The sequence below is a fragment of the Thiomonas sp. DCM-2 genome (assembly GCF_056820905.1).
The window spans coordinates 2,189,146-2,210,123 of sequence record NZ_CM165962.1; the positions used below are offsets into that span (position 1 = coordinate 2,189,146).

Consider the following 20,978-nt stretch of genomic DNA (forward strand, 5'->3'; position numbering starts at 1 on the left):
CGAAGCGTCATTTTATCTATTTACGGATAAGTTCTTAGCCCATCACCTCAGAATTCCCGCTCCAGCATCACCCAAGTGGACCATTGCGGATGCGACGTACCTTGTTGAAATGACGCCTGTTCACCAAGGGCCAGCAGCCATTGTTGTGTGAGGTGGTAAGCAATTTGTGGCATCACACTTCCCTCCATACCCCGCCGTCCGTCGTCCATGACCAACTGGTTGTCGACTTCCACTTCCACTTGCGCAGCATAAGCAGTCCCTATGGCATGCCCCAAACTGGTGTTGAGGAACCAGCCACTGGCGATACCCGTCCCGATGCGTTGGGTATAGCCAGCCTCTCCCTGGGTGAACCAGGGATACCAGAGCTGCGCCCACATCACCTGAGCCGTCACCGCATTGCCTTGCCCCGGCAGCACACTTGGGCGCGGGTCGGCCCAGTACTGGCCTTCCACTTCGGCCGTCAATAGGCTGGCACGCCCCTCGCTCAAATCACAGGTATGCAAAGCCGCAAACTTCAATCCCGCTGCGACGGGGCCAAACGCTCCATTTCCACGCCCGAAAGGCGCGTTCGCGGTGTAGGCTGGAAGATCGAGCTCCATGCCCAGACGCTCACTGAACTGGCCCTCGATCTCAGGGGAAAGCGTCAGCGACCGTGGCGTGCCATTGGTGTTGGTCTGGGCAAAGACATAGGCCGCATTTTCTAACCATGGTTCCTCGATCCCGATGGCTTTGGTGATGTAGTCGTCCACATCGCATGGCTGCACCGACCATGACTGCGCCTGCGCTTGCGCGCCGAGAAACAAGCCGCCCACACAAGCTAAGCCTCGGGTCCACTGGATGATTCGCATTGCCGCTCCATCAACGTAATGCGAATCATTGTTATTCTGTAAAGGCGATTCGTCAATGCAGGACATGTGTCGCAACGTAACGAAACATTGCGCAGTCCTCATCGGCTCGCTTTTTGCGGAATGGCATCGCCTCACAAACCACAGTTTTTGAGACAACGCCATCGAGACGGCCAAGTCCATGAGTCAACGGCCGGCCCTCTCGCGATCCGGTCTCGATTGAGGGGGGCTGACCGGTGCAATTGCAGGTGAATTTCGAGAAGCGGAGGCGTATGTGAGTCCGCTTCTCATAAAGCGAATGACTCTTATGGGGCGGGTCGACATCGGCCATTGCGCGAGACGGCCTAGATGCCGTTCAGGCCGATGAGTAGCCATTCCAAAACGATGCAAAGTGCCTACGAGTCAATTTTCTTTCGACACGACCACTTGGCACAAACACTTCAAAACTTCATCGATGCCTCACTGAGCGCATTCAGGAGATGGATCAATTGATTCGATTGGTCGACGAGAGCACCATTTTGCAGTTCCGCCAGAACATTGACGACATCTCCATTTTGTTCGGCACGACGCACCAAGTCCCCCGCCATGTGATGAAACTGGGCATGCGTCTTCAGGGCTTGCTCATACAAGGATCGCAACGCTGGTACATCGGTTTGACGGTGGCGATAGAGCCAGCGGCCCAGCTGACAGACATCATCACGGCAGACCACTTTCCAATTCAATGGTTTGCCCTGACCCCTTAGACGTTCAAAGAAGGCCACATTCCATTTTTTGTGAGTCTCAATCGCATGTTTCCAGTCGAAGGGTAACGATTCCTGTCGAAAAATCTGGGCCTGCTTCCCCAGCGCATGTCGCGGTCGATCCGGATCGAGCGTCCAGTTCCAGTCGACCGCCCATGCCAGAATCGCTTCGGGCGCAAGCGGTTTGGCTATGGCAAAGCCCTGTCCCCAGTCCACCCCTAGACAGGCCGCCATCTCGATCAGTTCTTCGGATTCCAAGCCCTCCATCGCCACGCGCATGCCCATGGCCTGCGTCATTCGGACCAAGGCGCCCAAAAACGGAATCGATCGGTCCGGCGTTTCCATTGCCTGCCGCACGGCGGCCTGATCGATTTTCACGACATGAAACGGCAGAGTCTGCAAGCGTTGCAGGCCGCTGTAACCCGACCCAAGATCATCCATTCCCAATTGCACGCCGAGTTCAGCCAGGGATTGAATGGCCTTGTCGCGGGCCGCGTGGTTCTCGATGTCCTCCGTTTCGAGAAGCTCCAGGATCAATCGATGCGGGTCGATTCCGGTTGCCTCCAAGGCATGACGCACCCAGTCGACACACTCGGGCGAAACCAGGACGGTTGGAGGCAAATTGACACTGACGTCCAGCACGAGCCCATCGGTATCCCAGCGATGCAGCCACTGCAGTGCTTGCGACAGCCCGTTCCGAAACAGATGAATGAGATCATGCGCACCCAGAGCCGGAAGAAAGGTCCCAGGCGTGATCCAGTCCGATCCGTCTTGCAGGCGCGCCAAAGCTTCGACCTTGACCAAACGCCCGGTGTACAGATCCACCAAGGGCTGCATGAACATCTTGAGGCGATCACTGTGCAGTAAGCGCCGATAGCGTTGGCGTTCTTGTGACGACGGCATGCCGATCGCAGCGCGACCTGCCGAGATTGATTTGGCATGGCGCTGGAAAAATTGTTGCAATGAACGTAGCCAGAGTTGTGCCGCCCAGGACTCAAACTGGCATGGATAGCCACCAAAGAGGGTAATGACACCGACCGGATTGCCTTGAATATCGAAAACCGGCACGGTTGCTGCACTGCGAATGCCATGCTTGCGCGCAATGGGAGCCACATCGGCGAGCGTGTCGACCGTTGCGTAGTTTGGCACGGTTGCAATCTGGCCAGTCACCCAGGCGCGCACAGTACTGCTCTGGCCAACCTGCGGATTTTGAGGATCAAAGGTGAGCGCCACCCCGGACTGCGACAGGTCCGACAGATAGATCTCGACAACCCCTGCCTCGGCAACCGGGGAAATCTGTCCATGTGCATCCGCTTCACCATAAGCGGCACCCCGAAGCCCATGTAAGTGGCGGAGCAAGGCCTGCAGTGCCATGGCAATCAGGCTGCCTTCCTGCTTGCGGCTCCAGTCCTCGGCCATCGAATCGAGATTGGCGAGCACGCTCTGCCGCGCTTGCTCGATCTGTCGCATGCCTTGGAGCTCCCAATGCATTTCTCGTTTGAGCCGCTCGCCGATGACACCCATGAGTTCCGTGCGGCGATCGCTACGCCAGGGCAGGGATTGAATCGCACGATGGACCAGACTGGTGTAATCCTGCATGGCCAGGATCATCTCGCTGGCATCCAGTCCGATCAAGGCGTGGACTTGCCCCAGTTGCGCAGCTTGCGCTTGGTGCTGGGATTCCGATGTCGCAGGGGACAGCAACTGGCGCAGATGCTCCATCTGCTTGTCCTGCAAATGCGCATATTCCTCGGCACTGAGATGCCCGAGGATGGCTGATGGCTCACGCCGTTGATGTACTTCGGCATAAAACTCCCGGACAAACTGCGCACCGACATGCTGCAGGTGATCCTGGATCTGAATGAGCAGTTCACTGGCTTTGGGCCCATAGGCGTCGAGTTCGCTGGGCAGATAGAGGGATGGTTGCTCGAATCCGCCCTCGCAGAGGCTGCTGTGACAACGCCACCAATGCGGACGGTTCGCTTTTTGTGACTTCGCCTCATACAGCGCAGCATCGGCCAAGCGCATGAGGGCGTCGGGTTCCTGCCCGTCGCCAGGGTAGATGGCCACGCCCATGCTCATGCCGACTTCGGCAAACTGCCTGGGCATGACTTCGAAAGGGGTTTCGACTGCCGTGTGCAAACGACGCGCCAGATTGACGATCTGGCTCTGGAGTTGTTCGGATGCCAGCCCCTCCAACACCACCACGAATTCATCGCCACCGAGTCGAGCAAGAAAGTCGACCGCGCGAAGCTGATGGCCTAGACGCTGTGCGAATTCGGCGAGGAGGATGTCACCGGCGGCATGTCCCCAGGTGTCGTTGACGGGCTTGAAATCGTCGAGGTCGATGATGCCCAGGGCCACCATCTTGTGATCGCGCTGCGCTCTGGCAATTGCCAGAGTGAGGTGCTGCACCAACCCGGCCCGATTGGGCAGGTGGGTCAGGGGGTCATGAATCGACTGCTCGCGCAGGGTTTCCCAGATTTGATGCTTTTCTGTGTCATCCCGCTGCACACTGACGAAGTGGGTGATTTGGCCTTTGGCATCGCGCAATGGGGTGATCGTGATCGAGTTCCAGAAGGTCGTGCCATCCTTGCGATAGTTGCACAGACATCCGCGGAATACCTCCCCGGCCTGGATGGCCAGGCGCATCTTTTCGAGTGCGACGGGGTCGGTGCGTGGTCCTTGAAGGATGCGACAGGTCTGTCCAATCACTTCTTGTTCCGTGTAGCCGGTCAGCGCAGTGAAGGCACGGTTGACCGTGATGATGGTCTGATCGGCATCGGTCAGCACGCAGGACTCCGGGATGGCGTCGAAAGCTCGCATCACCAGTGCACTGGAAATTTCAGATCGTGTCATCGTCCACTCAAATCCTCGATTTGTTTACTGGCATCGGGGCACGACATGCCTGGTGAGCTGGGGGTATCTCATCCCTCAAGCACGGTTTCAATTTCGCGTATCAATGTGTCGATGGCAGCTAGCAGTATCTCCAGTTCTCGGTCGATATCTTGCATGAGCCCAAGCGCCTTGTGCCGCTGCCTTTCCTGCAGGAGCTTGGCGAAATCACGCACCAACTCATGAAGGCGGGCGTGCGGTTTCTCCAGGGCCTGAAAACTGGCCAGCCGTCCCAGCTGCGTGCTGCGATTGGCCTCATACCAATCCCCGAGGCCGCAGCTATGGTGCGTGGCCAGACTATCAGGCTTGAGCAACGGCGCCTCACGTTCCAGATCTCCTTGCACGCGGAAAACAAAAAGTCGATGACCGCCTTTCGCTGCACGAAGACTGGAAACATGCGAAACCCGCCGCATCTGCATTACATCGGCTGTTGAACGTTCGAGCAGAGCGTGCGAAGCCTCGACGGATTGCATCGACGCATGGCATGCCGATTTGATTCCCCCGGACACGCCACGGATTCCGTCGGCAAGTTCGGTAATGCTTTGGGTCGCGGCTTGAACCCGCCGCGATAGATTCTTGACTTCGTCGGCGACGACGGCGAATCCGCGCCCCGCTTCGCCGGCCCGCGCTGCTTCGATTGCCGCGTTCAAGGCCAGAAGATTGGTTTGGGATGCGATGGCGCGAATATCCGATGCAATCGTCGAGATTGATTTGACATTGCCCACGAGCGAGTCGACATGCGTCCTGTTATCGACTTCGCTCATTTCCGTGGTGCGTAGACCCTGCTCAACGCCCTCGATGGTGGCATAGATCTGGTCAGCAGTCTGCCCCAGAACCCTGCCCGAACTGTTGACAATATTGATGACATCGCGTGTGGTTGTCTCGGCAAACTGACGTGCTGAAAGATCAATCATCTGGACGAGGAGCAAGTCTTGCGCACTGGGCCAGGCCGTGATGTGCAGCCGGCATGGTCTCGCTCCGATCTGCCTTTCCACCCCAAGGAATTTCGGTGACTGGCGGTTTGCGGTGCCGTCTTGCGACAAGGCTAAATCCTTGGCCGTGCTCGGCAGCCAAGTGGGGGCATCGCGCGACAAGTCGATTCCGCCTGCCATCGCAAATTCGTCGGCTGCAGCGTTACTTTCCTGCAAACGCCATCCCTCCTCACCAAATGTCATCAACAGGGCTGGAATCGCCCAGAGCAACAGATGAGAGCGTGCGGCATCGCGCGTTGTGCTCTCGCTTAACGTCGTTGTCATGCCATTTCCTTTTGCGCAGAGTTCAATGGTGAACTGGCTGAGTCATCGACAAGGGCTGGCTCAGGAATGTCGAGTAAGAGATAAGCAACCAGGACGGCGCTGGCTATGTCGCCCTCTCGAACGCCTGGGCGAAAGTGTTGCACCACATAACAGCGCGCCTGTCGCCGCGTTTGTCCTGATTGCATCACCCAGTACCGTTCACCCACAGAAAGCGGCGTATCAATCAGGATCGTCATCTGATGGCCATCTCCCTGCGCGGCAAGTTTGGCACGCAGCGGCGGCTGGATCTCTCGTCCCAATGGCAGAAGTTCCAATGCGTCAGAAAAATGTGCGACGGGGGTACGTTGGTTCGAGATTTGCCGATTCCAGATTTCATAGCCCCCCATGCCGAGAACCATAAACACAAAAAACAGCAAGCGATCGGGCTGTGCAGTACCAATATTGACCAGAGCAGGACCAGGACAGATGCCGCTCAAACCCCAACCCAGGCCGAAAATCACGCTGCCAAAGACAAGACGCTTGGTGATTTGCGACGCTTTCGGTAGATCCATTGGGCAGTGCAACAACATGGATTCCTTGCGCCGCATGGCCAGCCGCATCGGAAGTAGATTGGTGAGGATTGCTCCAATCATCACGAACGCCAAACTGGGGTCCCAATGCCCGGCGATATTCAGAAAGCCGATCACTTTATCCGGATCAACCATGCCAGAGACCAAGAGACCGAGACTGAACAAGAGGCCGCAGACCATGGCAATCAGATTCATCATGGTTTGCCTCACACAAGATGGTGGGAAATGAACACGGTCAACATGGCCGTGCAAAAAAAGCAGGCCACCGCAACGAGCGAACGCTGGGACAACCGGGGAATTCCGCACACGCCATGTCCGCTGGTGCAGCCTGAACCCAGCCGTGTGCCAAAGCCAACAGCCAATCCTCCGACGGTGTAACCAAGCCAGGGCAGAGGTTGAGATGCGCCGGGAATCGGCCCCTCAAGTACAAGCCACCCGACGGTGCCCAACAGGACCCCCAGCAAAAACGACCATCGCCAGGCCTGAGTGGGTATGCCTTCGATCAGATCATGCAAATTGCCACCTGCGATTCCGCTGCAACCCATGACTTTTCCTCCCAACAGCGCCATGATGCCGGCGGCCGCTCCGATCATCACGCCACCAGCCAGCGCGTGCCAGGGTGCAAACAGGGCATAGTCAATATGAAACATGTTTTCTCCTCCCTCTGGGTTCTTTTTCAGGAAATTTCCGGCCGTCCTATCAAGTAACCTTGTCCCCAGTCGATACCGAGGTCGCGCATCAAGTCGCAGGTTGCTTGGTCTTCGATGCCCTCGGCAATGGTGCAAATGCCCAAGCGCCGAGCCATGGCCTGAATGGCCTCGATCATGGTGCGTGCGCGTGACTCCCCCACAGAGCGGCGCACGAGTTCGCCTTCGATTTTGAGGTAGCGCACCGGAAGGTCGAGCAGATACAGAAACGACGAGTAGCCGCTCCCGAAGTCATCCACAGCGAGTTCGAATCCGAAATCGAGCAAGGGCTGTAGCAGTTGCCGCGTTTTTGCGGGATCGCCGAGCAACTGGCGCTCGGTGACTTCAATGATGACTGGCTTGTGCGGGCCATGCAACACGTCAGCGCAATCCGCGCAATTGCGTTCTGCGGCACTGAGCAATCTTTCAATGCAGTCCGGACGTGCCAGAAAATCCGCCGAACAATTGATGAGATGTCTTTGAGGGTGTACACCCTGCTGCGTGCTCGCCAGACAGTGCGCCAGCGCTTGGCGCGATACAGCTTCGTCGATCCGCCATTCCATGCGCAGACGGTGTGCCGCACCGATAAAAGCGCTGGCTGGCATGACGGTGCCCTCAGCTGTAATCAGTCGGGCCAGTGCCTCCTGTGCGACCACAGCGCCAGTGCGCAGGTCAACCAACGGCTGATACGCCACACGCATGCGCTGGGTCTCCAACGCCACCTGGATTTGCGCTCCGAGAGACAGCGTCTCGCTGCCGCGCCCGTCAGCACCTCGCACCTGGTTGCGCCCCAAGCGTTTTGCGTCATAGAGAAATGAATCGAGTCGCGAGATCAGGCGTTCCGGTGTGCAGGACTGACCTGACCATGTCGTGATGCCAAAACTTGCGGTGAATTGGATGCAGCGACCTTCATGCTTGACGCAGATCGACTCGATTGCTCTGCGCAATCGCTCGGCCGTGGCATAAACCTGTTCAATCGTTTGGTGAGGGAGGATGACAAGAAACTCCTCACCTCCCCACCGTCCGATGTGATCCGAGGACCTGACATGTCGACGCAGCACGGAGACGGTTTCGCGCAGGGCTTCATCTCCGGCCATGTGTCCGTAGGAGTCGTTGATGAGCTTGAAGCGGTCAAGATCAAGCAGGATCAGCCCAAAGCCGTCGTGGCTGAGTCGCGCACGAGAAAATTCTTGTTCCAGAATTTGCTCAGTCGCGTGGCGATTGAGCGTGCCACACAACGGATCGATCGAACTTTGGATTTGGAGGCGGGTGATGAGCTGTGCTTGATGCACAGCAACCTGGCCAAGCTTGGCGAGCGCACGAAAGGGTTGCATCCCGATACGGGCAAAGTAGCCCCGCTCAACCGCGTAAAACACAACCACACCGTGTTGACCCGTTACATCAAGATCAATCGGAACGGCAAGCACTTCTTCGAAGCCATATTGTTGAGCTGCACGCCTCCATGGTTTGTAAGGGCTGCGTGGAGACATGGGCATATAGATGATGCGATGTTGCGTTAGCGCCTGAAAGATCGGGCAGTGTGCAGTCGTAGGGTCGCGGTTGATACGCATCGCGCGGCCGAAAACCTCCTCTTGTCCTGCCACGCATAGAGGCGCAATGGCCTCATCCTCCGGTTTGCCAATCCACGCCCAAGCCAGCGTAATTTGGTCAGACGCGGTCACGATTTCCTCGATGAGGCTTTGCATGACCGATGCGCAGTCGGCGGGATCGATCAATCCTCCCAGCGCTCCAGCAAGTGCGACGAGTAGCCGTTCGCGCTCATGTGCACCGCTGACGGATCCGGTGGAATGCTCGCAAGGAAGGCTGAGAACGCGCCAGGACGAGGCTTCCTCTGGTTCACCCCGAATGGGCACCAATCGAATGGGCTGTTCACACGGCGGCAGTAGTTGATCCATCATGCCGTCATGTCCTTACGCGCACTGATGAATGGTCGTCCCGCTCCAATCCGTCAGTCGTTTCGTCGTGGCCGCAATTCGCGCTTTGCCGCCAGAATTGAGGCGCCGAATATCGTCTCCTCCAGACACGGTCTCCCATTAGACCCATCCCCGTAGTGTGCACTGCATGTCTCCATTCTTTTGCGAAAAATCAATGTCAGAATTGATTTGCTCGAAGCTGAGGTTTCTGACATCAACCTGACGCAATTTTTATGGTGAACGTAAAGTCGATCCAGGGGTAGAACCCCGAGGTGGCAGCAATCTTTAGGGGATGGCGTGAAATTGTTCACGCGATCGCGGGATTTTTGGTCGTTGGGGTCAGTGCATGGCAACCGCCGTAGTCCTCAAACACTGCAGCTAATCCATCCCAAATTCACGCCGCTTGAGATACAACTCACCGAGTGTGGCAATGACTCGGTTGGAGATGCGTGCGTAGTCTCCACCTTGCAACTGGGTGAGTGCCTCCTGACGTTGTCCCTCCAAGGCCATTCTGGCGACCTGCGCGGCTGCCAGGTGAAACTGGGCGTGCTCTTCCAGCAGGCGGGTGAACAGCGCGTTCGCGTCCTTGGACAGGATGGGATTCTGGGCCTTGCGCTCATAAAGCCACATCCCCAGAGCGCAGAGGTTGTCCTTGGCAATCCGTTCGGGATCGAGGTTGTCGTTGCAGTTGTCACAGACGCACTGCAGCAGGCGCTTTTTCCAGTCCTGGTGCGCCTTGGTCGCGGAAAAGAAGTTCAGGGTCATGGTTGCGTCTTGCTGCGCTGACAGAACAAGGTGGAAATGAACACGGGGCGATCGACATCTTCGGGGCGCTGCCCCCGCCGGCACTGCCGCACCTCACACAGGTAATGCACCGTGGTGCCCAGTTCCTCGATCTCCTGCCCGATGGTCAGCCCCGTGCCGATGTCCATGGGGAACTCCGTCATCACCACCCAATTGCCTTTGCCATCATTGCCGGTGAGGGTGCCTGGGCCCAGCACATCGGCCTGGGGCCAGAAGGTGCGGATGACCACGGGGCGGGGTTTGAACATGCCGCGATTGTCCAGGCGAAGGCCCTCGATCTTGGCCAGCAGGGCCTGCAGTTCGGGGTGATTCCAGTCCACATCGACCTGACTGTGTTCAATGGATTTTTTGGTGTTGTCCATGATGGCGATTCTGTGTGTTGATGCGATTCCATCTTGAAATTCACTGGCCGAACAATCGGCAGCGATTCTTGCCGCCTTGCTTGGCCCAGTACATGGCGGCGTCTGCGCTCTTGACCAACTGTTCGGCGGTCGTGGCGTTGTCCGGGTAGATGGCAACTCCGATGCTGGCGCCGACTTGACAGTTTCGTCCGCTCAGAACGAACGGGCTTGAAAGTGCACGCAGCAGGCAGTCGGTTGCACGCTGGACGTTTTCAGGCGCCTTGATGTCGTTCAGGATCGCGGTGAATTCATCGCCGCCCATCCGGGCCGTGGTGTCGGACTCGCGCACGCACGCCTGGATACGCCGCGCGGCTTCTCGCAACAGGGCATCGCCCACATCATGGCCGAAGGAATCGTTGACCGTCTTGAAGCCATCCAGATCGAGGTAGAGCACGGCAAACCTCTCCTGCGCGCGGCGGGCCCTGACAATAGCCTGGGCGAGGCGGTCGTAGAACAGGGTGCGATTGGGCAGGCCCGTGAGGGCGTCGTGATAGGCCAGATGGGTGATCTGGTCATTGGTCTGCTTCAGCCGTGTCAGCAGGTTCCACAGAAAGTGCGCCTGAAATCCGCCGACCACGTTGGCATTGCCCAGGTGTTCCTGCGCAAAGGTGCTGACTGCCTCGTCCCCGGTGAGGTTGAACGCCATGCAAGGGCGACAGACCGCGATGGCTTGCGTCAGATCGGTGAAGCACGCGATCCCCTGCTGCGCAGCCAGGGCCATGGCCGGGGCCTGGGGATCACTGTCCATGACGCCGACGATCTCGACCAGCGGATCGCCGAGGAACAGTTCGAGCATGGCGGTTCCTCCGCGCCCGCCGCCGAGAACCAGAAGACGCTGCCGGGACGGCAACACATGTGCAGAGTGGTTCATGATGGATGGTCCATTGCAGGTGCGCGGCGGGGGCAAGTCGTGCGGTGGGTGCCGTTCAAATCCGACGATCCGCGGCATCGTCATTTATCAGGACAAATACGCCCCGAGCAACAAGCGACTCGAACTCCAGTGTTACGCCCAACGCCACCGACCAACCCGTCGAGCTATCCAGTTCCGCGGGATAATATGGCTGTACTTTCAAGCAATTTTGCGCCCGTCTTGGTCGCGAAAAATGCGCCGCGGGTGTCCATCAGAGGCGTCTATTACCGAGGTGAGACAAGCATTCCTAAGCCCTTGTAACTATATTGCCATGCAGGCGAAAGGGCGGAAAGAAAGCAAGGGGAAGAGAGCGCAGCGTGGATCTCAAAATGGACAGACCTGATCCTCGCCTTTCAGGAGATCTATTTTCATTCATTTCATTGGCTCCCATTTTCCTCCAAGCTTGCCTTCATCCTTGCGGTCCGGCCACCAGGCACTCTTGCATCCGCCGCACCGGTAATACGCCTTGCCGGTCCTGGTTTCGTTCTTGAAAGTCGGCTTCTTGCAGCTCGGGCATTTCGGGCCGGCAGCACCCGATGTCTTCTGCTCGCCCTCACCTATCGGCTTGTCCTCGAAGCGCTTGCCGGGTTTGCCCGCGTCGTCGCCGAACGCCACTTGGCAGTCCATACAGCGGTGATAGGCGTTCCCAGCCTTGCTGGTCAGCTTCGCGCAGCGGCTGCCTCCACAGGCCGGGCAGGCATTGAATGTTGCCGTCGTTGCGCCGAGCTGGCCATCGAGCAACTTGCGGGTTGCTTCGCGCATACTGTCGAGCTGGGCTGCCATGAAGGCGTCGAACGCCATGCGGCTGCTGGCGACAGAGGCGAGCGCATCTTCTTGCAGGGCGGTGGTTCCGGGGTCGGCAAGTTCGGGGGCGACTTTGCGCAACATGTCGATCAGCTGCACACCGCGCTCGGTAGGGTGGATTTCCTTCTTCTTGCGCTCAGCGTATTCGCGGGCGATGAGAACTTCGATCATCGCGGCCCGCGTTGCCTCAGTGCCCAGGCCGGAGGTCTCCTTCAGCCGGGCCTTGAGCTTCGGATCGGTGACCAGCTTGTGTATGCCGGTCATGGCGGCGATGAGCGTGCCGTCGGTGTAGGGTTTCGGCGGCACGGTGCGCTTGGACAGGATCTGCACTGCGGAGCAGGCCAGCATCTGACCTTCGGCCAGGATCGGCAGCTTGCCGTTCGCTTCGGCTGACTCGCCCTCCCCCTCGTCCTGCGCGCCGAGCTTCGTCCAGCCCGGCTCCAACACAATGCGCGCCGCGGCCCTGAAATGCTCACCGGTCGAGAAGACGAAGATCGCTTCCCGAGTCTCGAATTTCTCGGACGGCATGAACAGGCGGATGTATGACTCCCGGATCAGGTCGAATACTCGCTTGGCGTTGGCAGACAGGCTGACCGTATCCGGATTCTGCCCGGTCGGAATCAGGCCGTGATGCGCCTCGACCTTGCTGGTATTCCAGGCCGCATGCCTGCGCGCCGGATCGAGTCCTGCGATGCCCTCGCCGCCGATCACTTTGAGAATGTCCGCTGCCGCACCGTGCATCTCGGTCGGCAGGTACGGACAATCGGTTCGCGGATAGGTGGCGACTTTGGCCTCGTAGAGCTCCTGCGCTGCCGCCAGGGTGTCATTCGCGGACAGGCCAAGACGGCTGCTGGCCACCTTCTGCAGGGCACCCAGGGTGTACGGCAGCGGGGCTGCACGCTCGCCGGTCTTGCGGGTGAATTTTTCCACCGTGGCTTTCTGGCCCTCCACAGCCTTGGCGACCGCCTCGGCTGCGGCCTTGTCCAGAAGCAGCCCATCAATGAGCAAGTCCTCGGGGATCTGCCACAGCGCACGGGTGTCGCCATCGAGTGCGGCCTCCACCTGGTAGTGATCGCGGGGCTTGAAGTGGTCGATCTCGCGCTTGCGGTCGACCAGCAGTGCCAGGGTCGGGGTCTGCACCCGGCCGACGCTCCAGGCTCCCTGAACACCCACGGCTTGCAGATTGCGGCTCAGCGCAATCGAGCAGTTCATGCCCATCAGCCAGTCGGCGCGCTGACGCGCCAGCGCGGATTCATAGAGCGGACGCATGGCGTCATTGCTTTTGACGGTGACCAGTGCGCGCTGGACGCTTTCGTCGTCCAGGCTGGACAGCCACAGACGCGATGTCTTGCCTTTCCAACCCAGGAAGAGCAGCACCTCGTCCACCAGCAGTTGCCCTTCGCGATCCGCATCGCCAGCGTTGACCACCTCGGTGGCGTCTTTGAGCAGATCGCGGATCACCTTGATCTGCTTGCCTGCGCCACCGTCTCGGGGCTGTAGCCGCCACGGGGCGGGAATGACAGGAAGGTGTGAAGGCAAGACTTTGCCGCCCTGGACGTAATCCTCTGGTCTTGCCTGCTCCAAGAGGTGTCCAAAACACCAGGTGACGCGAGTCTTGACTGGCGGGCATTCGATGAAGCCATCGCCTCGCCTAGCGCCGCCGAGGACTCCGGCGATGGCTTGAGCGACAGACGGTTTTTCAGCAATGATGAGGCGCATGAAGTCTCCATTGACGGTGTGTGGACGATATGGAGACTCTGCGGAGCGGGCCGGTCTGCAGAGTCTTGGAAGGGCGCAGGGGTGCGCCCCCCGAAGGGAACCGCCATGAACATCAGCTTTTTTTCATCCATCATTGCTGCCCTCGTTTTTTATCGGCTGATCGAGCCGGCCGTGGATATGCTCCGCGGCATGTTGTGGGGCGGGAATCGCGGAGCGTCCGGGAACGGCTGTGCCGTAGCCGGGGGTTCTCTCGGTGCCCGGCTCGATGCCACCCGCGAATCATGAGTGCCGCAGCGCTTCTCGAACAGTGCGCTCCGGCCATCGCGCCGGTCACGATGGCTGCGGTCGTGCAGCAGGAAAGCGGGGGCAACCCGCTTGCCCTGCACGACAATACATCTGGAAAGAGCTATCGGCCAGCAAGCCTGACCGAGGCGGCGGAGATCGCTCGCATTTTGATCGCTCAGGGCCACTCGGTGGACATCGGCCTGGCACAGATCAACAGCCGCAATCTGCCACGGCTGGGCATGAGCATCGATCAGGTATTGCAGCCCTGCGAGAACCTGCGAGCAGCGCAGGCGGTGCTGCTGGAAGGCTGGAAACGATCCGCCGACCTGCGTGCCACGCTGTCGGCGTACAACACGGGGCAGTTGGCCAGCCCCGTTGGGGCAAAGTATGGTGCGCAGGTTTACAGCAAGGCCGGGGTGACGGTACCAGCCATTCCTGGTGGGCGGATGGCGCAATGGACGGCGGCAGGAGCGGCCCTACCGCCCGTAAAGCCTGTGGTGAGCTGGACGCCACAAGCCAGCCCGCTCTATCCCAAAGGAAACGGACTGGCGGCTCGGTGGTGACTCATATCACTGCTCATTGCCTTGAGCAGCGCCCGGCGCCTGAAATCTGGTACCAACAGAGAAAATGGCGAGCTTTGGTGCAGTCACGTGCCACCTTCGTCTTCTTCAATTTGCTCACTGCCCCGCAATCTTGCGCACCGCCTCACTCAGCTTCTTCCGCCCATGGCCGCTCTCGACGCCCCATCGTCGCGTCACTTCGCGCACAGTACGCTCCCTGTGCGCAACCAAAGCGACCATGGTCGGCAGCGTTGGCAGTGCCTCGCGATCGGTGCCATGCAGATCATTCCTGATCAGCTCTTCGACTTGCCGCTGCTGCACGGTGATGAGCGATTCTTCCACGCTGGGTGCTTGCGCCGTTTCCATTTCCTCGTCTTCGAGAGATCGCATCGCACGCCAGCGCTCCACCAGGCCCCACATGCGGCCCATGATGTACGCTCGTTCTGAACCGACCAGTGGGTTGTAGCCGTCGATACCGGCTGCGCGTTCCAGGCACATCAGATACAGCGTCTGGCGCACGTCTTCGACGCTGAGCGTGCTCACGGATGCGAATTTGTGGGCTTCGCCGACCATGCTGTCATACAGGCTTTGTGCGTCAGACATGGCTGGCTGCGATCGGGTGGGTGGCAAACCAAGCGTCCAGCGCCTCGCGCAAGACATCTTCCTCGGAGCGGTGCTCTTGCTCGCTGATCTGCTTCAGGGCTCGGTACAGTGCAGCGCTCACACGCACCTTCAGCACGGGCTCGCTCGATTCCTCAGACACGTCCTTGGCTCCCTGTTCGTCAGGTGCCTCAGCGGGTGTGGGGTGCGTGGCCTGCGGCGGTGCATCGAGCAGCTTTTGCTGTCGCTTCTGCGACTGCTGTTGGCAGGCCTTGCGCGCCGCCTCGCAACGCGCAACGGTGATCACATCGCTGGATTCGACGATGCCGCGCTGTTGAGCAGCGTCGAGCGAGGAGAACTCTTCCCAGGCCGAGACTGACTGCAGGCGTCCAAGTGACGCCAGGTCGCGTGCAAGCGGGTTGCGGGCCAGGGAAAGCATGCCAGTCACCCAGGATTCCCGGCGGGCCAGCGCCTTGGCGATGCTGGGCGGAGACATCCCGGCCTCCACCAGACGCAGCACGGTCGCCGCTGCGTCTTCCAGACTGAATTCCTGCCGGTGCATGTTCTCTGTGGCGCGCAGCACCACGGCGGCGGCACCGACCGGTGGATAGACACGCGCGAGCAACGTGCCCCAGTTGAGCAGCCGCGCGGCGCGCACGCGGCGTTCGCCGTACACCAGGTTCCAGTTCGCACCTGCTGCGCGCACGCCGATGGGCTGAAGCTGGCCGACGATCTCCAGGCTCTTGGCCAGATCGTCCAGAGCCTCTGCATCAAGCCGACGCACAGTGAAGTCGCCGTCGGTGTGGATGGCGACGAGCGGAATGGCCCGCAGTTGCTGCGGATCGGCGCCGGTGGCGCCGAAGTCCAGGGGGAGTGCTTTGTTGGGTTGCATGGTGGTCGCTTGCATGGTGATGGTCAGGGTGGTGGAGGACTCAGGTGCCGGTCGCAGCAGGGACAGGACGTGTCCACTTCTGCTGCAAGTCGGCCAGCGCTTTCTGGATGGCTTGCGGCGCGGGCGCCTTGGGCTGGGTGGTTGTTTGCACCGATTGGTGATTTCGCATGCGCACGGCGTCGAGTTGGGCTGCGCGTTTGCTTGCGGCAATCCAGTCGGCGCGCACCTTGCTGGCGTCAGCCAGCAGGGTGCCGAGGTCGTGGCCTTTGCGGACGTACCAGTCGTTGTTGCTCTGCAGGTAGTGCACGGCGACGGCCGGTGCCTGCTGGCCCAGACTGCGGACGAGGCTGGCGAGCTGGTAGTTCGCTTTGCCGTCCCGCAGAGGGGGCGCGTCGTACCGTTCCTGAAAGGCCTGCGCGTAGCTTTGCCAGAGCGTCGCGGCGATGTGCTGCTCGTCGCTGGTCAGCTGCACCTTGTGCTTGTCTTTGCTGACGGTTTGGGGTTGGGCTTGCCCTTCAGGAATGGGGGGCGGCGAAGACGCGTCAGCGTCTGCAGCCGCAGGCATGGCCTGCAGGATGGGGAGGTGACGCTGAGGCCGTGACGCGATGACGGGCGTCACGCCAGGCGTCACATGTGACGCGTCACACGCGTCACTCCCTTTCTCTTTTTTTTCTTCTTTATGGGGTGGGGTCTGGGGAGGGGGCGTCACATGTGACGTCACTTCCGTCACGGGTGTGACGTCACTGTGCGTCACATCCTGCGTCACATGTGACGCTTGTGACGCGGCGTCACGCTCGGCCTTCTGCCGTGCGCGCAGGCGACGCATGCGCTCGGCGCTGCTGCTGATCCGTCGGGACGGCACGCTGTCGTCAAGGCGTTCACGCACCTTGTCGAAGGCGTCCAGGGCGAACTCGGCAATCACAGGGTGGTACAGACGCCCATCGCTGCAGAGCACCCAGCCACGCAGGGCCAGATCTTTGATACGACTCCAGCGTCGTGGTGCGACATGGGCCAACCAGGCCAGGGATTTGTCGTCTGCTGGCAGACTGGCGGCGGGCACCTGCTGCCAGCTTGTGAGCATCAGCGTCATGCCGGCCTTGAAGGCGTGACAATCGGTCTGGGCGATGAAATCGGAGTTCAGCAGCCGCGTCACGTCCAGCGGCATGTGCGGCATGGCGCGCAGGTCGCACGTTGACGGTGTGAGCGGTTGAGGAAGAGCCTCGATTCCCGGATCAGTATGCAATTGCATGGATGCACGCTCCTTTTACGCCAAAGGCCGAACGAGAAGAAAAAGCGCCCACCGGCCGTTGCCGACCGATGGGCTGACGCAAACCCCATGAAGGGGTGAGGAGATCCTCACTACAGCGCGGTGCGACATTCGAGCAGAGCCATCCAACCGTCCTCGTATGCTGTTTTGCTCTCTCATGGATGATTGCAATGCACGAATACGAAACACTATTCCGCGAGGCCGTCGCGTTCTCATGCGCCAGAAACCTTGCCATCCCCGACAGCCCTACCAAGGTGGCACCATTCCTGGGTAATGCGCATGAGGCCTCTTTTGTCGAGGAGTTGCTCCGGCTTGTCGGCACACCGCCCCCTCTCAAGCTGGTCGCTGGGCGTTGTTTGCCGATCCATGCGGCCCTGCGGCCACGGGTGGCGATGTTGACGGGCGTTGAACCCGTTTTGACGATCGGTGCGGTTGAGACGACGACGGGATCAACTTGGCATTCGTGTTCTCGTGAAGACGTGGACGAGTGGCTGGCACGTGGACATCCAGATTCAGGCCGCATCAAGTTCCACGCATGGCTTACCCTGCCAAGCATGGAGCTTGTTGACTTCACCATGATGGCCTCACTCTGCGCCGCTGGGATCATTCCGCATGGCGGTGTGATTGCCCGCGAGGCAAGGGCTATCCAAGGCTTCAGATATTTACCCGTTGCTGTTGGCAACGACCTGCCATTGAGACTAGGTTTAGCCATGGTCGTTGGCATCCTTGATGTCTGATCGCCAAACAAAGGGGACACTGAGTACGTTCTCGAGCGCGGGAAGCAACTGCGCCTTCTGGGAGTCAGCCGACAGCGTTCCCGCAGTCAGCTCCTGCCTGATTTCGACCGCAAGTCGCATTCGCTCGTCAGGGGTCAAAAACGGGCCTTCGCCTACTCCCAGAGGGGCAAAGCGAATCAAGGGAGACTTCAGGTCTTCGAGGCGTGCAAGGAAGTACGCCGCCAGATCGGGCTCAATTTCGCCACGGTCAAGCTGACCACGCAGCCAATCTGCGGCGGCGCGGCGTTCAGTCTCATTGAGGTAGGTGCCACCTGAAGCTGTCATGACGCCGGTCCTTTGGTCAGTGCAGTGGGTCTGAATCTGTGCGCGCCGCATGCGCAGAGCCATGACAAGACCCAGGGAGTTGGACATGCCTGGATTCATGACAAATCTCCGAGGATGAACTGCGGCACGTCCAGGGACATTGCGATATCGATGTTGCGCACCCAGAGCGGTGTCGCGGACAACTGGAAGGTCTCGCCCGCCCAGGCCAGCAGCAGCGTGCGGCCGATTTCTTCGCCGATGGCCTGCGCCGCATCCGGCGGCACGGCATTGCCGATGCGCTCCCGCCATGCGCTGTCGCTCAGTCCCTCCAGCTCAAGCCATTCCTCCGGATCCACCAGGCTCTGCAACGCGGCCAGTTCCAGCGTCGTGAATGGGCGATGCCACGTTCTGTCCTCCGCGACGATCCTGGCCGCCAGCTTGTCATTCGCTCCTGGCATTTCACAGGGCGCTCCTGCCTCTTCCGCGACATCAAAGCAGCACGCAGGCTCTCGCGGGTCGGCAACACTCCAGCGCCCGTTGTCGTGCCCTGCAGCCGCCGAGACGGCTCCACTTGGGGCGTCCCAGGCGGTGACGCCGTAGTGCCCGGCTGTCAGGTAATGATCGCCCTTGTCGCGGGCAAGCCCAGGACGCGGGTCAGCGACCGCAAAGGCGCCCTGCCCCGTGTTGCTGCCGCTGATGACCGTGCGCGCTGAACCATCCCATGTTGCCACCTCGTATTTGCTGTGCAGCTTTGCCGGGTCAGTCCCGCCCCGTGGATCGGCGACGCACTGGCTTGGGCCATGGCCGCCTGTGACAGCGCGGGAAACATCTCGCCGCCGGACCACACGGAATTCGTTGCCGTGCTTCGATGGCCCGAAGTGCCTGGGGTCGGCCACGGCAAATTTGCCTTGGCCAGGGGACTTCACGTTGATCATGGCCCCAGTGGGCTGTCCCCACGGGATCACCCCATATTGCATGTAGTCGTTGCGCTGTCCGTCGAATCGGGGATCAGCGATAGCGAAGGCCGCTGATATAGAAGTGGTCACCATGCCATCGTGCATCTTCGGCACGACCAGATAGTCGCGCAGCAGGCCGTTTTCGACGGTCAGCCGGTTCAACGAGCGCCAGTCCGAGCCCGCTTCGACGAAGGCCAGGCGCACCCAGGTCTTCCACGCCAGTTGTGGCATGCGGTGCATCGGCCCACCGATTCCATCGCCGGGCACCGGCAACCGGCCGATGATCTCGCCCACGCTGCGCAACGCCAGTTTCGGCGGCTCGTAGAGGAATGGGGGAACCTTCTCCCGGTGGCGAGCGACCAGCAGGTAGCGTTTGCGAGATTGCCCGAGCCCGCCCAGTTCGCCGCAATCATGCGGCGCGCCGGCAACGGCATAGCCATACTGCTCCAGCAGTGATGTGATCTGGCTGAGCAGGTGCGCGCCGCGGTTCTGGATGCGCGGCACGTTCTCGAACAGGACGAATTCCGGCGGGTCGTCGCCAAAGGCTTCGAGCATCAGCCAGACACCGCGCACGGTCAAGCGGTTCAGTGCCTGGTACTTGGTGGTTTTGCTGCGCGTCTCCGAGAGCAGCCCGGAGAACCCTTTGCACGGCGCTGACAGGAACACGATGTGTGGTCGCTCATTCCCTGCGGCCTGCTGGATATCAGCAGGCGACGCCTCTTGCCACGCTGCAGGAGGTTCGGCGCCATGGAAATCGCGGTATTGCGATCGGTCGAACAGATCGAGCACCGTGCCCTGGACACCGGCCAGCCGCGAGAAATCCGCAATGCCAGCTGGATCGACATCGATACCGCCGATGCAGCGCATGCGGCCCTGGATGCCGGGGATTCGCGGCTGCGCCTTGTTGAACCCTTTGGCGCCACCGCCCAGGCCGCAGAAGAGATGGAAATGACGGATTTCACGATGCTCGGTCATGGAGTTCGTCTTTGTTGTGTTGGGATCGCGGGCGCACCGGCGGTATCGATGAGTTCGGGCCAGATCAAGTGCCAGTCGTCTGGGCGCAGGTCCCAGCGCATGACGGCGCCCCTTGTAGCCCTTTCTATTGATCGGGACAGAGCGGCATTCGCCTTACGCTTGCCGTGGGCGATCTGGTAAAGAAACGCGGGGGCGATCCCGAGGCTTCGCCCAAGCCCGGCAGCACTTGAACCCGGTCCACGAATGTATTCGAGAAGTTCCATGGCTCCGCATATTAGTAGCGTTCGCTATGCTTCACAAGGGCCGAACGCTATGCTATTGCGTGATAGCTTTCGCTGCATGCTTAAAGAAGATGTTCAGGAAAGCCGAAGACGCATACTGCAGCGCGTCATCGATGAGGAATTTGGCGGAAATGAAGCAGCCTTCGGGCGTCGGCTTGGCTACAAGGATGGAGCGTTTGTCCGTCAGATGCTTTCCGGGGGCAAGGCCATTACAGAAAAAACGGTCATAAAGATCGTGACCGCCATTCCCAAGCTGAATGGATGGTTCTCCAGCGCGCCCCCGATCATTCAAGCCCAGCCCCATGAACTGACTCTCTCGCAGATCCTCGATCAACTGGCGCTCGCAGTCCATCGGGTCGCCCCAGACAAGCGCGAGGCCGTGGCCGATCTATTGCACGCCCTCGCCCTCCACCCTGGCGAATTAGCTATACGCGAAGCGTTAGAAAAACTCATGCAGTCCTCGACCACCCACAACACACGGGCCGCCGTGTCGACCAACGACTTCGTAGGCACCCCCCCCACAGCAAACCAAGATATTCCCGGCTTCTTGAAAAAATGA

At 60.0% G+C, this 20,978-nt stretch carries 20 protein-coding genes and 1 pseudogene; 4 read left to right on the forward strand and 17 right to left on the reverse strand.

Going from position 1 to position 20,978, the window contains the following annotated elements:
* Nucleotides 1-47: 47 nt before the first annotated feature.
* The 11 genes and pseudogenes from AC1ZQA_RS10505 to AC1ZQA_RS10555 all read right to left on the reverse strand — a co-directional run bounded on the left by AC1ZQA_RS10505 (nt 48) and on the right by AC1ZQA_RS10555 (nt 13,563).
* On the reverse strand, nt 48-914 hold the full coding sequence (locus AC1ZQA_RS10505; protein WP_141655751.1) for a hypothetical protein: 867 nt from the start codon (nt 912-914) through the stop codon (nt 48-50).
* A 371-nt stretch (nt 915-1,285) separates the two neighbouring features.
* Nucleotides 1,286-4,444 (reverse strand): EAL domain-containing protein, encoded by a 3,159-nt coding sequence (locus tag AC1ZQA_RS10510; protein WP_482676868.1) that lies wholly within the window; start codon nt 4,442-4,444, stop codon nt 1,286-1,288.
* Nucleotides 4,445-4,512: 68 nt separating this feature from the next.
* Entirely contained in the window at nt 4,513-4,953 is a 441-nt protein-coding gene (locus AC1ZQA_RS10515; protein WP_482679314.1) for a CZB domain-containing protein, read from the reverse strand.
* 3 nt (nt 4,954-4,956) lie between these two features.
* Nucleotides 4,957-5,736, reverse strand: a pseudogene (locus AC1ZQA_RS10520) (methyl-accepting chemotaxis protein); the annotation flags it as partial.
* The gene (locus AC1ZQA_RS10525) at nt 5,733-6,503 is read right to left on the reverse strand and encodes a YeeE/YedE family protein (protein ID WP_072243009.1); all 771 of its coding nucleotides are present in this window, start codon (nt 6,501-6,503) and stop codon (nt 5,733-5,735) included. The gene AC1ZQA_RS10525 and the pseudogene AC1ZQA_RS10520, both read right to left, overlap by 4 nt.
* A gap of 8 nt (nt 6,504-6,511) precedes the next feature.
* On the reverse strand, nt 6,512-6,955 hold the full coding sequence (locus AC1ZQA_RS10530; protein WP_055450442.1) for a YeeE/YedE family protein: 444 nt from the start codon (nt 6,953-6,955) through the stop codon (nt 6,512-6,514).
* A gap of 26 nt (nt 6,956-6,981) precedes the next feature.
* Nucleotides 6,982-8,910 (reverse strand): putative bifunctional diguanylate cyclase/phosphodiesterase, encoded by a 1,929-nt coding sequence (locus AC1ZQA_RS10535; RefSeq protein ID WP_082454312.1) that lies wholly within the window; start codon nt 8,908-8,910, stop codon nt 6,982-6,984.
* Between the two features lie 393 nt (nt 8,911-9,303).
* Nucleotides 9,304-9,690, reverse strand: coding sequence for a CZB domain-containing protein (locus AC1ZQA_RS10540; protein WP_482676869.1), 387 nt, complete (start codon nt 9,688-9,690; stop codon nt 9,304-9,306).
* Nucleotides 9,687-10,091, reverse strand: coding sequence for a hypothetical protein (locus AC1ZQA_RS10545; protein ID WP_055450439.1), 405 nt, complete (start codon nt 10,089-10,091; stop codon nt 9,687-9,689). The genes AC1ZQA_RS10540 and AC1ZQA_RS10545 overlap by 4 nt, the downstream gene beginning before the upstream one ends.
* Nucleotides 10,092-10,131: 40 nt before the next feature.
* Nucleotides 10,132-11,001 carry a diguanylate cyclase domain-containing protein gene (locus tag AC1ZQA_RS10550; RefSeq protein ID WP_482676870.1) on the reverse strand — a complete coding sequence of 290 codons (870 nt, stop codon included), beginning with the start codon at nt 10,999-11,001 and terminating at the stop codon, nt 10,132-10,134.
* 411 nt (nt 11,002-11,412) lie between these two features.
* A complete protein-coding gene (locus tag AC1ZQA_RS10555; RefSeq protein ID WP_482676871.1) occupies nt 11,413-13,563 on the reverse strand; it encodes a DNA topoisomerase 3 in 2,151 nt (716 codons plus the stop codon).
* Nucleotides 13,564-13,668: 105 nt separating this feature from the next.
* Here AC1ZQA_RS10555 and AC1ZQA_RS10560 point away from each other — a divergent pair, with 105 nt between their 5' ends.
* Both AC1ZQA_RS10560 and AC1ZQA_RS10565 read left to right on the forward strand, forming a co-directional pair.
* Nucleotides 13,669-13,848, forward strand: a complete 180-nt coding sequence (locus AC1ZQA_RS10560; protein WP_482676872.1) for a hypothetical protein — start codon at nt 13,669-13,671, stop codon at nt 13,846-13,848.
* A complete protein-coding gene (locus tag AC1ZQA_RS10565) occupies nt 13,845-14,411 on the forward strand; it encodes a lytic transglycosylase domain-containing protein (RefSeq protein WP_482676873.1) in 567 nt (188 codons plus the stop codon). The genes AC1ZQA_RS10560 and AC1ZQA_RS10565 overlap by 4 nt, the downstream gene beginning before the upstream one ends.
* Before the next feature lie 114 nt (nt 14,412-14,525).
* Here the strand turns inward: AC1ZQA_RS10565 and AC1ZQA_RS10570 are convergent, their stop codons facing one another.
* Genes AC1ZQA_RS10570 through AC1ZQA_RS10580 form a run of 3 tightly spaced genes read right to left on the reverse strand, consistent with a single transcriptional unit; the run spans nt 14,526 to nt 17,149 of the window.
* Nucleotides 14,526-15,011, reverse strand: coding sequence for a hypothetical protein (locus AC1ZQA_RS10570; protein ID WP_482676874.1), 486 nt, complete (start codon nt 15,009-15,011; stop codon nt 14,526-14,528).
* Nucleotides 15,004-15,915 carry a ParB/RepB/Spo0J family partition protein gene (locus AC1ZQA_RS10575; protein ID WP_482676875.1) on the reverse strand — a complete coding sequence of 304 codons (912 nt, stop codon included), beginning with the start codon at nt 15,913-15,915 and terminating at the stop codon, nt 15,004-15,006. The genes AC1ZQA_RS10570 and AC1ZQA_RS10575 overlap by 8 nt, the downstream gene beginning before the upstream one ends.
* Nucleotides 15,916-15,940: 25 nt before the next feature.
* Nucleotides 15,941-17,149, reverse strand: a complete 1,209-nt coding sequence (locus tag AC1ZQA_RS10580; protein ID WP_482676876.1) for a DUF1376 domain-containing protein — start codon at nt 17,147-17,149, stop codon at nt 15,941-15,943.
* Nucleotides 17,150-17,337: 188 nt separating this feature from the next.
* Here AC1ZQA_RS10580 and AC1ZQA_RS10585 point away from each other — a divergent pair, with 188 nt between their 5' ends.
* On the forward strand, nt 17,338-17,904 hold the full coding sequence (locus tag AC1ZQA_RS10585; protein WP_482676877.1) for a hypothetical protein: 567 nt from the start codon (nt 17,338-17,340) through the stop codon (nt 17,902-17,904).
* Here AC1ZQA_RS10585 and AC1ZQA_RS10590 read toward each other — a convergent pair.
* The 3 genes from AC1ZQA_RS10590 to AC1ZQA_RS10600 are packed head-to-tail and all read right to left on the reverse strand — an operon-like array spanning nt 17,872 to nt 20,401.
* Nucleotides 17,872-18,315: a hypothetical protein gene (locus tag AC1ZQA_RS10590; RefSeq protein ID WP_055450457.1), complete on the reverse strand. Its 444-nt coding sequence runs from the start codon at nt 18,313-18,315 to the stop codon at nt 17,872-17,874. The two genes, AC1ZQA_RS10585 and AC1ZQA_RS10590, sit on opposite strands and share 33 nt — an antisense overlap.
* An 8-nt stretch (nt 18,316-18,323) precedes the next feature.
* Nucleotides 18,324-20,138 carry a DNA cytosine methyltransferase gene (locus tag AC1ZQA_RS10595; protein WP_055450458.1) on the reverse strand — a complete coding sequence of 605 codons (1,815 nt, stop codon included), beginning with the start codon at nt 20,136-20,138 and terminating at the stop codon, nt 18,324-18,326.
* Entirely contained in the window at nt 20,135-20,401 is a 267-nt protein-coding gene (locus AC1ZQA_RS10600) for a transcriptional regulator (protein ID WP_072243011.1), read from the reverse strand. Before AC1ZQA_RS10600 ends, AC1ZQA_RS10595 begins: the two co-directional genes overlap by 4 nt.
* Between AC1ZQA_RS10600 and AC1ZQA_RS10605 the strand changes: the two genes are divergently transcribed.
* Nucleotides 20,400-20,978 carry a hypothetical protein gene (locus AC1ZQA_RS10605; RefSeq protein WP_141655755.1) on the forward strand — a complete coding sequence of 193 codons (579 nt, stop codon included), beginning with the start codon at nt 20,400-20,402 and terminating at the stop codon, nt 20,976-20,978. The genes AC1ZQA_RS10600 and AC1ZQA_RS10605 overlap by 2 nt on opposite strands.